Here is a 15,193-nt window from a genome sequence, read left to right as displayed (position 1 = left end):
CCATGCTTTGAATCGGTGCGAGTCAGGTTTCGCCGGACTCACGGTCGGCGCGGCACCCGACAGGATCGGGCCCCGAGAAAGAACAAAGCCCCGGACGAAGCCGGGGCTCTGGGTCCGCCGAACACGGGAGACCAGGTCTCCCGCGTCGCGGCGTCAGGACATCAAGTCGCTCAGATCGCCGTGACGACGACCGTGGAGCGGCTGTTTTCGCCCTTGACGGTGAAGGACACCGTGCCGTCGATCAGCGCGAACAGCGTGTGGTCCTTGCCCATGCCCACGTTGGTACCAGCGTGGAACTTCGTGCCGCGTTGACGGACGATGATCGAACCAGCCGAGATGGTCTGGCCGCCGTACACCTTGACGCCAAGCATCTTCGGCTTCGAGTCGCGGCCATTTCGTGTTGAGCCGCCGCCCTTTTTCTGTGCCATGGATTACTCCTTGATCAGATTACGAGAGAGTCAGGAATCAGCCGTTGACCGCGCTGATTTCCAGCTCGGTGAACGTCTGGCGATGGCCTTGGCTCTTCTTGTAGTGCTTGCGACGACGCAGCTTGAAGATGCGCACCTTGTCGTGCTTGCCATGCGCCACCACGGTGGCCTTGACGCTTGCACCCGCAACCAAGGGAGTCCCGATCTTCAGGTCCGCGCCGTTTCCGACAGCCAGCACCTGGTCAATCACGATCTCTTGGCCAACGTCCGCAGCAATCTGTTCTACCTTGATCTTTTCGCCAGCAGCAACCTTGTATTGCTTGCCGCCGGTTTTTATGACCGCGTACATATCAGCCCTTTCACATGAGAGCGACGCGCCGGGCGCCAGAAGCACCCGTCGACCGCCCAAGAAAAAACACCGCACAAAGATGCGGAGCCCGAGAATGTAGCACAACCCTTGGCACTGATGCAAACCCTGAGTCGCCGCAAAGCCCGCAGCCATCGGCTTTCCGTGGTGGCGGCCGCAAAACGCGCGGGGATTCGGGCACGCGTCCGGACCGGATCCGGAGGCGATGGCGACGCGCCCGTGCGAAGGCGCGGACGACGCGGACGGACCTGCGTGCGCTCCTTCCTATAATCCGCGCTTCCCCTCACAGTGAGTCCAGAGTGCAGCCCATTGCCTCTACCCCAGTTGCCGAGGTCCTCGAGGCGCTGAATGCGCAGATGAATGAAGTCGACGCCGTGATCGCGCAGCGGCTTCGCTCGGACGTCGCCCTGATCAACCAGATCTCCGCATACATCATCCACGCGGGCGGCAAGCGGATGCGGCCCAAGCTGGTGCTGATGTTCGCCAACGCACTGGACGCCGACTCCCCCGCCAGCCGGGAACTCGCGGCGGTCGTGGAGTTCATCCACACCGCCACCCTGCTGCACGACGACGTCGTCGACGAGTCCGCACTGCGGCGCGGCAAGCAGACCGCCAACGCCCTGTTCGGCAACGCGGCCAGCGTGCTGGTCGGCGACTTCCTGTATTCGCGCGCCTTCCAGATGATGGTGTCGGTGAACCGGATGCGCGTGCTGGAAGTGCTGGCGGACGCGACCAACGTGATCGCCGAAGGCGAAGTCCTGCAGTTGATGAACATGCACGACCCGGACGTCGCCGTGGACAGCTACCTGCGCGTCATCCGCTACAAGACCGCCAAACTGTTCGAGGCCAGCGCGCGCCTCGGCGCGGTGCTGGCCGATGCCCCGCCCGCACTGGAGGAGGCCTGCGCCGGCTACGGCCGCGCACTGGGCACGGCCTTCCAGCTGATCGACGACACGCTGGATTACGAAGGCACCAGCGAATCGCTGGGCAAGAACGTCGGCGACGATCTGCGTGAGGGCAAGCCGACGCTGCCATTGCTGATCGCCATGGAGCGCGGCACCGACAGTGACCGCGCGCTGATCCGGCACGCCATCGAGCACGGAGAAGTCGAGCGCCTTCAGGACATCGTCGCGATCGTGCGCCGCACTGGCGCACTGGAGGCGACACGCGAGGCCGCCCGCGCGGAAGTCGCACAGGCCAGACAACATTTGTCCGCGCTACCTCTTTCCAAGTGGAAAGAAAGCCTGCTAGAATTTGCGGCTCAGTCGGTGGAGAGAAGTTCTTGAAAGTCTCTTGATCGAGTGACCAAAACGGGGTGTAGCTTAGCCTGGTAGAGCGCTACGTTCGGGACGTAGAGGCCGGAGGTTCGAATCCTCTCACCCCGACCAGGACATCGATGACGCCGCGAATCGCAAGGTTCGCGGCGTTTTTCTTTGCGCGCCAGAACGGCACCCTGCGAGACACCTCGTCGCGCAGGCGAGCCGGAGGGTCAGGCCTTGCGCTCTGGACAAGGGCACTCGGGGGGCATTCGGGGCGTCTCGCACATTTCGCGCTCAATTTCCAGTGACCAAGGCCGAAATCGCACGAAGCGTCTGACTTCAGTGAAAGCCAGGACAGCCCCTGCCGCCAGCCCTCTGTTCATGGGGGTAAAGTGAGGGGCTGCTCCGGCGCTTGCGCCGGCATCCGGCAAGACCCTACACGATGGCGATATCCGTGGACACCACACTGGCCGAACCCCCTCAGTCCGCCCTGTCAGGCGTTGCCCGCGTGCTCGTGCACGCCGGCAAGCTCAAACCGCAGGCCGCCGAGGACCTGGTCAAGCTCGCCCGGGAGAAGAAGACCAGCTTCGTCAATGCGGTGATGGCGTCGGGCACCGTCTCTCCGACGGACCTGGCGCACACGCTGTCGCACGCGCTCGCCTTGCCGCTGCTGGACCTGAACGCGATCGACGGGCACAAGCTTCCGCAGAACATCATCGACGCGAAGCTGGCAGCGCAGTACCAGGTCGTGGTGCTGGCGCGACGAGGCAACCGGCTGTTCATCGGCGGGGCAGATCCGACCGAGCAGGAAGTCGTCGAGCGCATCAAGTTCGCCACGCAGCTGACGCCCGAATGGATCATCGTCGAGCACGACAAGCTCGCGAAGCTGCTGGGCATCGCTGCCGCGTCGACGGCCGAGGCGCTGGAAGCGATCTCCGGCGAGGACTTCGACTTCGACATCGCCGAGGATGACGCGCCGCCGCCGGAGGAAACGCAGGAAATCACCGACGTCGAGGATGCGCCCGTCGTGCGCTTCCTGCAGAAGATGCTGGTGGACGCCATCAACATGCGGGCGTCGGACCTGCACTTCGAGCCCTTCGAGTACCACTACCGGGTCCGGTTCCGGGTCGACGGCGAACTGCGCGAGATCACGCAGCCGCCGATCGCCATCAAGGACAAGCTCTCGTCGCGGATCAAGGTGATCTCGCGGATGGACATTTCCGAACGACGCGTCCCCCAGGACGGCCGGATGAAGCTGAAGTTCGGCTCCAAGGCGATTGACTTCCGGGTCTCGACGCTGCCGACGCTGTTCGGCGAGAAGATCGTGATCCGGATCCTGGACCCGTCTTCGGCCAAGCTCGGCATCGAGGCCCTGGGCTACGAGAAGATCGAGAAGGAACGGCTGCTCCATTGCATCCAGCGTCCTTACGGGATGATCCTGGTCACGGGACCGACGGGCTCGGGCAAGACGGTGTCGCTCTACACCTGCCTCAATATCCTGAACGTGCCGGGCACCAACATCTCGACCGTCGAGGATCCGGCGGAAATCAACCTGCCGGGCATCAATCAGGTCAACGTCAACGACAAGGCGGGCCTGACGTTCTCGGCCGCGCTCAAGGCCTTCCTGCGCCAGGATCCCGACATCATCATGGTCGGCGAAATCCGGGATCTGGAGACGGCAGACATCGCCATCAAGGCGGCACAGACCGGCCACATGGTGATGTCGACGTTGCACACCAACGACGCGCCGACGACGCTGACCCGCTTGCTGAACATGGGCGTCGCGCCTTTCAACATCGCTTCGAGCGTGCTGCTGATCACCGCGCAACGCCTGGCACGCCGGTTGTGCGAGAACTGCAAGGCACCGGCCGAATATCCGCGCGAGGCGCTGCTGCGCGCCGGCTTCATCGAATCAGATCTTGACGGCAGCTGGAAGCCTTATCGGGCCGTCGGCTGCTCGAATTGCAACAATGGTTATCGTGGACGGGTCGGCCTTTACCAAGTGATGCCCATCACGGAGCCGATCCAGCGGATCATCCTGTCCGAGGGAACGGCCGTGGACATCGCCCATCAGGCCCGCGCGGATGGTGTGCGGGATCTGCGGCAGTCCGGGCTGGTCAAGGTCCGGGCGGGCGTCACGACACTGGAAGAGGTGCTGGCGGCCACCAACGAATGACATCGGGAGCATGACGCGGCGTCCTCGGGCGCCGCGTTCGCGCGTCTGGCGTCAGGTCACCAGGATCGATCGAACGAGTCAAAGATTGGGAGCGCCACTCGTCTGGCGCGACGGCAGGAGGTGATATGGCGACGACCACCGCAGGCGCCAAGCGCGCGGCCAAGGGCATCAAGGAATACGTCTTCGAATGGGAAGGCAAGGACCGCAACGGCAAGATCGTTCGCGGGGAGATGCGGGCCGGCGGCGAAGCCGTCATCAGCGCATCGTTGCGGCGCCAGGGCATCCTGGTCAGCAAGATCAAGAAACGGCGCAGCTCCGGCGGCAAGTCCATCAAGCAGAAGGACATCTCCGTCTTCACGCGCCAGCTCGCGACCATGATGCGCGCCGGCGTCCCGCTGCTTCAATCGTTCGACATCGTCGCACGCGGCAGTCCGAACCCCCGCCTGACCAAATTGCTCACCGACATCCGTCAGGATGTCGAGACCGGCACCTCGTTGTCGGCCGCGTTCCGCAAGCACCCGCTCTACTTCGACGCGCTGTATTGCAACCTGGTCGAGGCCGGCGAGCAGGGCGGTATCCTGGAAGCACTGCTGGACCGTCTGGCGATCTACCAGGAAAAGACCGTCGCGCTGAAGGGCAAGATCAAGTCGGCCCTGACTTACCCGATCGCGGTGATGATCGTGGCCTTCGTGGTGACGGCGGTGATCATGATCTTCGTGATCCCGGCCTTCAAGGACGTGTTCAAGTCCTTCGGCGCCGATCTGCCCGCCCCGACGCTGTTCGTGATGGCCATGTCAGAAATCTTCGTCGCGTACTGGTGGCTGATCTTCGGTGTCATCGGCGGCGGCCTGTACTTCTTCTTCCAGAGCTGGAAGCGCTCCGAGAAGATGCAGAAGTTCATGGACAGGCTGCTGCTGAAGGTTCCGGTGTTCGGACAGCTGCTCTACAAGTCCGCGGTCGCGCGCTGGACGCGCACGCTCGCGACGATGTTCGCCGCGGGCGTGCCGCTCGTGGAAGCGCTGGACTCGGTGGGCGGCGCATCCGGCAATGCCGTTTTCTCCGAGGCGACGGAAAAGATCCAGCGCGACGTGTCGACCGGCGCCTCGCTGACGACGTCGATGCAGACCACCGGCATCTTCCCGATCATGGTGTTGCAGATGTCGTCGATCGGCGAGGAGTCCGGCTCGTTGGACCACATGCTGGGCAAGGCCGCCGATTTCTATGAAGAAGAGGTGGATGAAGCCGTCAAGGCGCTGTCCAGCCTGATGGAGCCCATCATCATCGTGTTCCTGGGCACGTTGATCGGCGGCATCGTGATCTCGATGTACCTGCCGATCTTCAAGCTGGGCGCGGTGGTGTAAGTGCTGGACCCGGCTCTGCTGGACGCGTTGCTGTCGCCCGCGTTTCTCGGCCTCATCGGCCTGTGTGTCGGCAGCTTCCTCAACGTCGTCATCTACCGGTTGCCGGTGATGCTGCACCGCGAGTGGTTGTCCGATTGCGCCGATCAACTGGCGCTCGAAAGCGATCTGCGAACCCACGCCGGGCTCGACGAAGCGGCGGCTCATCATCTGGCCGCCGCCGCTGGGCCCTTGCGCGAATCGCTCGATCGCCAGCCGGCGTTCTCGCTGGTCCGTCCGGCATCGCGCTGCCCACACTGCGGCCACCAGTTGCGCTGGCATGAAAACCTGCCGTTGCTCGGGTGGTTGCGGCTGGGCGGGAAGTGCGCTTCCTGCAAGGCTCCAATCTCGGCGCGTTATCCGTTCATCGAACTGCTCACGGGTGCCCTGTTCGCGGGCATCGCCTGGCGCGTCGGCGCCCAGCCGGCGAGCCTGTTGTATTGCGCCTTCGCCGCAGCGCTGATCGCGCTGGCCGGCATCGACTGGGACACCACGCTGCTGCCCGACAGCATCAACCAGCCCCTGCTCTGGGCCGGCCTGATTGCCGCGTACGCGGGATGGATCCCGGTCTCGCTGACCGATGCGTTGATCGGCGCGCTCGCAGGCTACCTCTCGCTGTGGTCCATCTATTGGGTATTCAAGCTGGCCACCGGCAAGGAAGGCATGGGCTATGGCGACTTCAAGCTGCTGGCAGCCCTGGGGGTATGGCTTGGCTGGCAGATGGTGCTACCGGTGGCGCTGTTCGCTTCGTTGATCGGTGCCGTGGTCGGCATCGGACTGAAGCTCCGGGGCGGACTGCGAGAGGGCCGATATGTTCCATTCGGCCCTTTCCTCGCCGGCGGCGGACTCGCGGTGCTGCTCATCGGGACCGCCAAGGTGGCGGTCTGGCTGGGACTTCAGCCCGTCTGACTCTCCTCGGAGCCATTCGTGCGCATCGGCCTCACCGGCGGCATCGGCAGCGGCAAGAGCACCGTCGCGTCGGCACTCGTCGAGCTGAGCGGCGCGCTGTTGATCGACACCGACGCAATCTCCCGCGTACTCACCTTGCCCGGTGGCGGCGCAATCCCGGCGATCGCGACGCGGTTCGGTCCGGCCTTCATCGCGACTGATGGCGCGCTCGATCGCGCCGCGATGCGGGAACTGGCCTTCCGCGACCCGGAAGCCAAGCGTGCGCTCGAAGCTATCCTGCACCCGATGATCGGCGCGGAAACGGTGCGGCAGGCGGCGCTCGCGGCCCCGGGGCAACGGGTCGTGTTCGACGTGCCACTGCTTGTCGAATCGTCTCGCTGGCGGCGTCTGGTCGACCGGGTGCTGGTCGTCGACTGCCGGGAAGAGACCCAGGCCGCCCGTGTCATCGCCCGATCGGGCCTGAGCGACTCGGCGGTGCGGGCCATCCTGGCGCAACAGGCGACGCGCGCTCAACGCCGCGCCGCTGCGGATGCGGTGATCCACAACGACGGCCTCACGCTTGAGGCGCTGAAAGAAGAAGTCCGCCTGCTGCTGGCGAGCCACGTGCTCTGACCCCTTCTCCCGATCGGGGGGCGCTGTGACACTGTGGAACAATGGTCACTTGCCGCAAAGGGATGTCGACTTGGTCCTCTACGAATACCCGTTCAACGAGAGCATCCGCACGATGCTCAGACTCGAACACCTGTTCGATCGGCTCGGTCAGCTGATGGCGCGCGACACCGCGATGGATCACCACTTCGCGTTGGCCACCATCTTCGAGGTGATGGACGTCGCCTCGCGCGCCGACCTCAAGGCTGACCTGCTCAAGGAGCTGGAGCGCCACCGCACGCAATTCAACAGCTACCGCGGCAATCCGGCGGTGTCTGAAGCCGTGCTGGACGAGGTGGTCGGGCGCATCGATGCCGCCTTCGACAAGCTCAACCAGTTGCCGGGCAAGGCCGGGCACGCGCTCACGACCAACGAGTGGTTGATGAGTATCCGAAGCCGGATCTCGATCCCGGGTGGCACCTGCGAGTTCGATCTGCCCGCCTACTACGCGTGGCAGCAACTGCTGCCGGTTCGCCGCCGCAACGACCTGATGCAGTGGGCACAGACGCTGATGCCATTGGCCGAGGCGTTGAACGTGCTGCTGGGCCTGCTGCGCGACAGCGGCTCCCCGCACAAGGTGGCGGCCCACGGGGGCCAGTACCAGCAGAGCCTGCCGCCGGGGCGCAGCTTCCACATGCTGCGCATGCGCATCGACCCGAGCCTGGGACTGATCCCGGAGATCAGCGGCCACCGTCTGATGGTCTCGATCCGGTTGATGCGCCAGGACGAGGATGGCCGCTTGAAACCGGCGCCCGTGGACGCCACCTTCGAACTGACCCTGTGTTCCTGACCCGATGCGCCGGGCGCTAGACGCCAGGCGCGCTTCGCCGTTCCGAATCCGTCATGCCCGAGAAATTCATTCCCGCCACGCCGGCGCCCCGCATCGTCCCCTGCCCCACCTGCGGCGGTGACAGCCTGTTCGCACCCAGCAACATCTGGCGCCCGTTCTGCAGCGAGCGCTGCCGCCAGATCGATCTGGGCCACTGGTCCGACGAGTCGTTCCGCGTGGCCGCTCCGCCGACGACGATCGACGAAGACGACGCCTCGAAATAGGCCGCTGCCAGCGCAGGCTGCGCCCGCGCCCACCAAAGTCCTTCAGGCCGGAAGCAGTTCCCGGCGCACCAGGTCTTCACGCGCCAGTTCCGGCGTCGTGAACAGGTGGGTGTGCCAGCCGAGTTCCTTCGCGGCCGCGATGTTGGCCGGATGGTCGTCGAGGAACAGCACCTCTTCGGGCCTGGCGTCGAACTGTTCGAGCGCGAGGTCGAAGATCTCGCGTGACGGCTTCGACTGCTTCACACGCCCCGAGAACACGCCCGACACGAACCACTCCTTCAGCGGGAAGCTCTGCTCGAGGTAGTCGGCATACGGTTCCGGCATGTTGGAGAGGAAATACAGCGTGTGCCCCTGTGCTTTCAGGTCGTGGATCAGCGCCGCGGTGCCTTCGATGAGCTTGAGTTCCGACGGCACGGCATCCATCACGGCGACGATGTCCTCGCGTGACCAGCCGGTGCGCGCATGGATGCGATCGGCGGTCGTCGGCGCATCGGCCAGACCCTGGTCGAACGCGCCCCAGTCGCCGCTGTAGGCCTGGAAGAAGTCCCTGGCGATGGCGGCGCCCTCGACTTCGTCGGCAACACGGTGGGCCCAGACACGGGCCAGAAAACTCGGCGGGTGCCAGCGGAACAGCACCGCGCCGAAATCGAACACGATCTTCATCTGATTCGTTCTCTACTGCGTGGGAATCGGGGAGATGCGCTCAGGCGCGCACCTTGGCAAGCAGTCCGGCGGTGGATGCGTCCAGGCCCGTCGCATCGCCGCTGGTCAGGCGCGGCAGCAGGCTGCTGCACAGCGCCTTGCCCAGCTCCACGCCCCACTGGTCGAAGCTGTTGATGTTCCACACGGCGCCGCTGACGAACACGCGATGCTCGTACAGCGCGATCAATGCGCCGAGCGATGACGGCGTCAGCGCGTCCAGCAGCAGTGTCGTGCTCGGGCGGTTGCCGGTGAAGCTCCGATGCCGTGCCAGCACGTCCGGATCCAGGTCTTGCGACGCCGTCGGGGCCTTCTCCGCACGGGCGGCCTCGGCGGTCTTGCCCTGCATCAGCGCCTGAGACTGCGCGAGGCAGTTCGCGAGCAGCTTCACATGCTGGTCCTGGAACTTGTCCAGCAATTCGCCGCCGACATGGGCGCCGAAGTTCGGCGTCTTCACGGCGATGAACTCGACCGGGATCACGTCGGTGCCCTGGTGCAGCATCTGGAAATAGGCATGCTGGCCGTTGGTGCCCGCCTCGCCCCAGACCACCGGGCTCGTCGCGAAACTCAGCGGATCGCCGGCGCGATCGACACCCTTCCCGTTGCTTTCCATCTCCAGCTGCTGCAGATAGGCCGGCAGCCGGCGCAAGCCCTGGTGATACGGCGCGACGGAGCGGCTCGTGAAGCCGTGGAAGTTGCGATACCAGACGTCCAGCAGGCCGAGCAGCACAGGCAGGTTCCTGTGCAGCGGCGCACTGCGGAAATGCTGGTCCATCGCATGTGCGCCGGCCAGCAGCGCGCGGAAGTGGGACGAGCCCACCGCGATCGCGATCGGCAGCCCGATCACCGACCACAGCGAGTAACGCCCACCGACCCAATCCCAGAAGCCGAAGGTGGTATCGATGCCGAACTCGGCCGCCGCCTTCGCGTTGCTGGTGGTGGCGGCAAAGTGCTTCGCGATGTCGGTCCCGCCGCTCTGCAGGAACCAGGCCTTCGCGGCCATGGCGTTGGCCAAGGTCTCTTGCGTCGTGAAGGTCTTGGACGCCACGATGAACTGTGTCGTCTTCGGGTCCAACCCGCGCAGCACCGGGGCCAGGTCATGCCCGTCGACGTTCGACACGAAATGCAGTGTCAATCCGGCCGGGACATACGACTGCAGCGCCTGCACGACCATCGCGGGCCCCAGGTCCGAGCCACCGATGCCGATGTGGACGACGTCGGTGATGCCGCTCCTGGCCTGATCGCGGACCGCATCGGCGAAGGCCAGCATGCGCGAGAGCGAGGTCTGCACCTCGTCCGAGTGCGGCCCCTGTCCTGCAGGCGCGCGGAGCGCCGTGTGCAACACGGCGCGGCCCTCGGTCGCGTTGATGGGATCACCCTTGAACAGCGCCTCGCGCTGCGACTCCAGCTGCACGTCCCGGGCCAGCGTCAGCAGCAGTTCCAGCGTGCGGGCGTCGATGCGGTTCTTCGACAGGTCCGCAAACACCTCCGGCGCCTGCAGCGACCAGGCCGCGAAGCGCCCCTCGTCCGTCGCAAAAGCCTGGCGCACGTCGAACGTGCGTCCGGATTGCTGGAAATGAGTGTGCAAGGCCGCCCAGGTCGGGCTGCGGTCGCAACGCGGGAACTCGGTCATCGCAGGCTTTCGATCATCTGGTCCAGCTTGCCGGCATCGACGGCAAACAGGCGGATGCCTTCGGCCAGCTTCTCGGTGGCCATGGCGTCCTGGTTGAGGGCGAAGCGGAAGGCCGCCTCGTTGAAGGAGACCTTGGGCAAGTCCTGGGCCTTGGCGGCGTCCGCGTCGAGCGCGCGCGCCAGCGGGGCTTCGCTACCCTGCAGTTGGGCGAGCAGGTCGGGGCTGATCGTCAGCAGGTCGCAACCGGCGAGCGCCTGGATCTGGCCGATGTTGCGGAAGCTCGCGCCCATCACTTCGGTCTGGATGCCGTGCCTCTTGAAGTAGTTGTAGATGGCAGCCACCGACTTCACGCCGGGGTCGTTGACGCCGGCATTGGCAGCCTCGTCCCAGTTCGGGCCGGCGGCCTTCTTGTACCAGTCGTAGATGCGGCCGACGAAGGGCGAGATCAGCTGGATGCCGTTCTCGCCGCAGGCCACCGCCTGGCAGAAAGAGAACAGCAGCGTCAGGTTGGTGTGGATGCCTTCGAGCTCCAGTTCGCGCGCGGCCTGGATGCCTTCCCACGTCGACGCGACCTTGATCAGCACACGATCGCGGCCGATGCCGGCATCCTCGTACATCTGGATCAGCCGGCGCGCACGCGCCAGCGTGGCCACGGTGTCGAAGCTCAGGCGGGCGTCGACCTCGGTCGACACGCGGCCCGGCACGACCTTCAGGATCTCCAGGCCGAAGGCCACCAGCACCTTGTCCACGATCAGGTCCAGCGCGTCCGTCTTGCTGGCGGCGACGGTGTCCTCCAGCAGATGGGCATAGTCCGGCGACTGGACCGCCTTCAGGATCAGCGACGGATTCGTCGTGGCATCGCGCGGAGTGAACTGCGCCAACTGCTTGAAATTGCCGGTGTCGGCGACGACGGTGGTGAAGGCCTTGAGTTGTTCGAGCTGGTTCATGAGCGTGGGCGCCTGGGGCGGTCGAGAACGGACGGGACGCGTCGAAGGCATGGGCTTTGCCTCTCGACGCCGACGGAGAAACCCGTATTAGAACTGCTTGCGATGCCTGCCTTCGGCGGCACCGCGCACGTTGACCGGCCCAAGAAACTGGGGCATCATAATTCCGGTAACTTCGTTACATCAAGACATCGCCAACAACTCTTACGCCCCGACGCGGGCGCCGCGCTCATGTCCTTCGACCTCGTCTTCTTTGGTGGCACCGGTGACCTGACCTGGCGCAAGCTGATGCCCGCGCTCTTCCAGGCGTTCCGCCACGGCAAGCTGCCCGAAGGCGGCCGCATCCTGGCCGTCGCCCGCGACGAGCAGTCCGATGAGCGCTACCGCGAATGGCTCAAGGAGCGTTTCCAGGAAGTCGAGGCCGGCAAGCGCCCCAACGACGAGGAGTTCGCCCGCTTCTCCGAGCTGGTCCATTACCGCCGCATGGACCTGTCCCAGCCCGATCACTATGCGCGGCTGAAGGAATGGCTCGGCGAGCGCAATGCCGATACCGTCGTTTTCTACCTGGCCACGAGCCCCCACCTGTTCACGCAGATCTGCCAGCAGCTCGGCGCGGCGGGCCTGAACGGCGCGAACGTGCGCGTGGTGCTGGAGAAGCCGCTGGGGCACGACCTGGCCAGCGCGCAGGAGATCAATCGCGTCGTGCGCTCGGTGTTCTCCGAGACGCAGGCCTTCCGCATCGACCATTACCTGGGCAAGCCTTCGGTGCAGAACCTGATGGCATTGCGCTTCGGCAATGCCCTGTTCGAGCCGCTGTGGCGCCGCGAGAGCATCGCCAACATCCAGATCACGTTGGCTGAAGGCTTGGGCGTCGGCACCCGCGGGCCGTTCTACGACGGCACCGGCGCGCTGCGCGACATGATCCAGAACCATGCGCTGCAGCTGCTGACGATGATCGCGATGGAGGCGCCGTCGAGCAACGATGCGGATGCCATCCGCGACGAGAAGCTGAAGGTGCTGCGTGCGCTGAAGCCGTTCACGGCGGAAAGCGTCGCGCGCGACGTGGTGCGCGGACAGTACCGCGCCGGCAACGCGGAGGGCAAGCCGGTGCCGGGTTATCTGGACGAGGGCAAGATCCCGCCGGACAGCCACACCGAGACCTTCGTCGCACTGAAGACCGAGATCCAGAACTGGCGATGGGCGGGCGTTCCCTTCTATCTGCGCACCGGCAAGCGCCTCGCCGCTCGTGACGCGCAGATCGTCATCAACTTCCGCCCGGTGCCGCATCCGATCTTCCCGGGCAGCAGTTGTCCCAATCGGTTGATCATCAAATTGCAGCCCGAGGACGGCCTGGAGCTGCAGTTGATGGCCAACAAGGGCGGCTCCAGCACCGAGGCCTTGAGCCCGGTCTCGCTCGACCTGGACTTCGACAAGGCCTTCGCGCACACGCGCGTCGGCGCGTACGAGCGGCTGCTGCTGGACGCGATCGCCGGACGCCTCAACCTGTTCGTGCGCAGCGACGAGCAGGAGCAAGCCTGGCGTTGGGTCGAGCCGATCCTGAACTTCTGGAAGCAGGACAGTACCGGCCCACGCACCTACGTCGCCGGCAGCTGGGGCCCTCCCGCCTCGAGCGCCCTGGTGGCCCGTGATGGCCACTCCTGGATCGAGGAATGCTGACGCGATGAGCATGCTCGAACGAGTCAAGGCCGCGCTGCCCGCGCTGCCACCCGCTGAACAGCGCGTCGCCAAGCTGCTGCTGGCGGATCCGCGCTCGTTCGCGAGCCTGCCGGTCAGCGAGCTCGCCGACCGTTCCCATGTCAGCAAGCCGACGGTGGTGCGCTTCTGCCGCAGCGTCGGCTACGACGGTCTCGCCGACTTCAAGCTGAAGCTCGCCGGCAGTGTCAACGAGGGCGTGCCCTTCGTGCACCGCGCGGTGGACGAGGACGACAAGCCTGGCGACCTGATCGTGAAGGTGGTCGACAACGCGGTGGCAGCACTCCTCCATTACCGCAACGACGCCGCCAGCCATGCCTTCGAGCGCGCCATCGTCGCCCTGTCCGAAACGGCCCGCCAGCGCCAGCGCATCGAGTTCTACGGCGTCGGCAACTCCGGTATCGTGGCGCAGGATGCGCAGCACAAGTTCTTCCGGCTTGGCGCCAACACCTTCGCCTGCAGCGACGGCCACGTGCAGTTGATGAGCGCCACGATGCTGGGCGCGGGCGACTGCGCGGTGATCATCTCCAACTCGGGACGCAGCCGCGACCTGATGGATGCCGCCGAGATCGCCCGCAAGAAGGGCGCGACGACGATCATCATCACCGCCAGCGGGTCGCCGCTGGCCCAGATGGGACAGTTGCCCGGGCAGGTGCTGCTGGCCGTCGATCATCCGGAGGACTACGACCGCTACAGCCCGATGGTGTCGCGCCTGCTGCATCTGATCGTCGTGGACGTACTGACCACCGGCGTCGCCCTGCGGCTGGGCGAGAACCTCCGCCCGATGTTGCAGGAGATCAAGCGCAACCTCCGCACGAAACGATACGCGCAGTGACGTGCGTCCCTCGCTTCGCGCGAGGCTGAAAAGCAAACGGGCCGCATCTGCGGCCCGTCGTCATTGTGATCGCTGGGGGGTCACGCCATCTCGGCGGGCGCCTGCACATCGGTCCAGAACAGGTGCTCGAGCGCGTACAGGCGTGCCAATTCACGCAACTCGCGCGGCGCCTGCTGAAGCGTCAGCTGCCAGCCATCTTGTCCGCACAAGCGCAGCGCGCTGAGCAGCAAACTCAACGCCGCGGAATCGAAGTCGTTGAGCCCGCTCGCATCAAGACTGACACTGCGTCCGGCGGCGTTGCCCACCTGCGCCAACTCGGCGCGCAGCGCGCTCTCGAGCCGCACCCATTCCTCAGGCGCGTTCTCCAGGCGCAGCCGCGACGGCAGCTTCAGCATCGCGTCAGCCCTTCTTCGCGCCCGAGGCGGCGGTCGCGGGACGCGCGTTGCGCTCGGCCAGCGACTTGATCAGGCCGTCAATGCCCTTGGCGTTGATCTCTTGCGCGAAGCTGTTCTTGTACTGATCCGCCAGCCAGATGCCAAGAACGTTCACGTCATAGATCTTCCAACCGGCGTCCAGCTTCTCCAGGCGATAGTCCAGCTGGATCGGATCGCCCTTGCCGCGGATCTCGGTGCGCACGATGACTTCCTTGTCTTCGGGCGCCGCACGCGTCGGCTTCATCGCGATCGTCTGGTCCTTGACTTGCGTCAGCGCGCCTGCATACGTGCGCACCAGCAATGTCTTGAACTCGTCCTGCAGGCGCTGCTTCTGCTCCGGCGTCGCCTGGCGCCAGAACCGGCCCACCGCCGTCGCGGTGATGCGCTGGAAGTCCACATGCGGCATCACCTTGCTGTCCACCAGCTGCATGATCTTGTTGACGTCGCCGCCCTGGATGGCCTTGTCGCCCTTGACGGCATCCAGCGTCTCGATCGACAGGTCGCGGATCAACTGATCCGGCGACGAGTTGTCGGCGGCGAAGGAGGCCAGCGGGCTCAGCGCCGCGATCGAGACGATCGCGCCCAGCAGCAGTCGTTTGGTGGCATTCATGCTTGTCCTTTCTCTCTCTTCATGACACGGACCGGATCACAACGTGGCAAGTCCGGTACCGGTTCACCGGCCGCCCCCAAGGACGTTA

The 15,193-nt window shown here is 65.3% G+C and carries 16 protein-coding genes and 1 tRNA gene; 10 read left to right on the top strand and 7 right to left on the bottom strand.

Features of this window, described 5'->3' with window-relative positions; translation table 11 throughout:
- Positions 1 to 170: 170 nt before the first annotated feature.
- Positions 171 to 428 (bottom strand): 50S ribosomal protein L27, encoded by a 258-nt coding sequence (gene rpmA, locus AC07OZ_RS21995; RefSeq protein ID WP_088407914.1) that lies wholly within the window; start codon positions 426 to 428, stop codon positions 171 to 173.
- Positions 429 to 465: 37 nt separating this feature from the next.
- A complete protein-coding gene (gene rplU, locus AC07OZ_RS21990) occupies positions 466 to 777 on the bottom strand; it encodes a 50S ribosomal protein L21 (protein WP_297531896.1) in 312 nt (103 codons plus the stop codon).
- A gap of 374 nt (positions 778 to 1,151) precedes the next feature.
- Between rplU and AC07OZ_RS21985 the strand changes: the two genes are divergently transcribed.
- From AC07OZ_RS21985 to AC07OZ_RS21950, 8 genes are all read left to right on the top strand, one after another.
- On the top strand, positions 1,152 to 2,081 hold the full coding sequence (locus AC07OZ_RS21985) for a polyprenyl synthetase family protein (protein WP_495469201.1): 930 nt from the start codon (positions 1,152 to 1,154) through the stop codon (positions 2,079 to 2,081).
- A 25-nt stretch (positions 2,082 to 2,106) separates the two neighbouring features.
- Positions 2,107 to 2,183: transfer RNA gene (locus AC07OZ_RS21980), tRNA-Pro, on the top strand.
- 313 nt (positions 2,184 to 2,496) lie between these two features.
- Positions 2,497 to 4,230: a type IV-A pilus assembly ATPase PilB gene (gene pilB, locus AC07OZ_RS21975; protein WP_495469200.1), complete on the top strand. Its 1,734-nt coding sequence runs from the start codon at positions 2,497 to 2,499 to the stop codon at positions 4,228 to 4,230.
- A gap of 125 nt (positions 4,231 to 4,355) precedes the next feature.
- Entirely contained in the window at positions 4,356 to 5,591 is a 1,236-nt protein-coding gene (locus AC07OZ_RS21970) for a type II secretion system F family protein (protein ID WP_495469199.1), read from the top strand.
- On the top strand, positions 5,592 to 6,536 hold the full coding sequence (locus AC07OZ_RS21965; protein WP_495469198.1) for a prepilin peptidase: 945 nt from the start codon (positions 5,592 to 5,594) through the stop codon (positions 6,534 to 6,536).
- A gap of 18 nt (positions 6,537 to 6,554) precedes the next feature.
- Entirely contained in the window at positions 6,555 to 7,148 is a 594-nt protein-coding gene (gene coaE / locus AC07OZ_RS21960; protein WP_495469197.1) for a dephospho-CoA kinase, read from the top strand.
- A gap of 70 nt (positions 7,149 to 7,218) precedes the next feature.
- Positions 7,219 to 7,974, top strand: coding sequence for a cell division protein ZapD (zapD, locus tag AC07OZ_RS21955; RefSeq protein ID WP_088407952.1), 756 nt, complete (start codon positions 7,219 to 7,221; stop codon positions 7,972 to 7,974).
- Between the two features lie 53 nt (positions 7,975 to 8,027).
- A complete protein-coding gene (locus AC07OZ_RS21950; RefSeq protein WP_495469196.1) occupies positions 8,028 to 8,237 on the top strand; it encodes a DNA gyrase inhibitor YacG in 210 nt (69 codons plus the stop codon).
- A 42-nt stretch (positions 8,238 to 8,279) separates the two neighbouring features.
- Here the strand turns inward: AC07OZ_RS21950 and AC07OZ_RS21945 are convergent, their stop codons facing one another.
- From AC07OZ_RS21945 to tal, 3 genes are read right to left on the bottom strand one after another with little or no spacing between them, the layout of a single operon-like run.
- Positions 8,280 to 8,900, bottom strand: a complete 621-nt coding sequence (locus AC07OZ_RS21945) for an HAD family hydrolase (protein WP_495469195.1) — start codon at positions 8,898 to 8,900, stop codon at positions 8,280 to 8,282.
- 40 nt (positions 8,901 to 8,940) lie between these two features.
- A complete protein-coding gene (gene pgi, locus AC07OZ_RS21940; protein ID WP_495469194.1) occupies positions 8,941 to 10,569 on the bottom strand; it encodes a glucose-6-phosphate isomerase in 1,629 nt (542 codons plus the stop codon).
- Entirely contained in the window at positions 10,566 to 11,516 is a 951-nt protein-coding gene (gene tal, locus AC07OZ_RS21935; protein ID WP_495469193.1) for a transaldolase, read from the bottom strand. The genes pgi and tal overlap by 4 nt, the downstream gene beginning before the upstream one ends.
- A gap of 228 nt (positions 11,517 to 11,744) precedes the next feature.
- Here tal and zwf point away from each other — a divergent pair, with 228 nt between their 5' ends.
- Entirely contained in the window at positions 11,745 to 13,190 is a 1,446-nt protein-coding gene (zwf, locus tag AC07OZ_RS21930) for a glucose-6-phosphate dehydrogenase (protein WP_495469192.1), read from the top strand.
- Between the two features lie 10 nt (positions 13,191 to 13,200).
- The gene (locus tag AC07OZ_RS21925; RefSeq protein ID WP_495469191.1) at positions 13,201 to 14,061 is read left to right on the top strand and encodes a MurR/RpiR family transcriptional regulator; all 861 of its coding nucleotides are present in this window, start codon (positions 13,201 to 13,203) and stop codon (positions 14,059 to 14,061) included.
- Between the two features lie 80 nt (positions 14,062 to 14,141).
- Here the strand turns inward: AC07OZ_RS21925 and AC07OZ_RS21920 are convergent, their stop codons facing one another.
- Both AC07OZ_RS21920 and AC07OZ_RS21915 read right to left on the bottom strand, forming a co-directional pair.
- The gene (locus AC07OZ_RS21920) at positions 14,142 to 14,456 is read right to left on the bottom strand and encodes an STAS domain-containing protein (protein ID WP_495469190.1); all 315 of its coding nucleotides are present in this window, start codon (positions 14,454 to 14,456) and stop codon (positions 14,142 to 14,144) included.
- A gap of 4 nt (positions 14,457 to 14,460) precedes the next feature.
- Positions 14,461 to 15,105 (bottom strand): MlaC/ttg2D family ABC transporter substrate-binding protein, encoded by a 645-nt coding sequence (locus AC07OZ_RS21915; RefSeq protein WP_495469189.1) that lies wholly within the window; start codon positions 15,103 to 15,105, stop codon positions 14,461 to 14,463.
- Positions 15,106 to 15,193: the final 88 nt, after the last annotated feature.

The sequence above is a fragment of the Roseateles sp. GW821-FHT09G03 genome, assembly GCF_059416045.1.
Note: the sequence above shows the minus strand (reverse complement) of the source record. Positions and strands in the feature narration are given on the sequence as shown.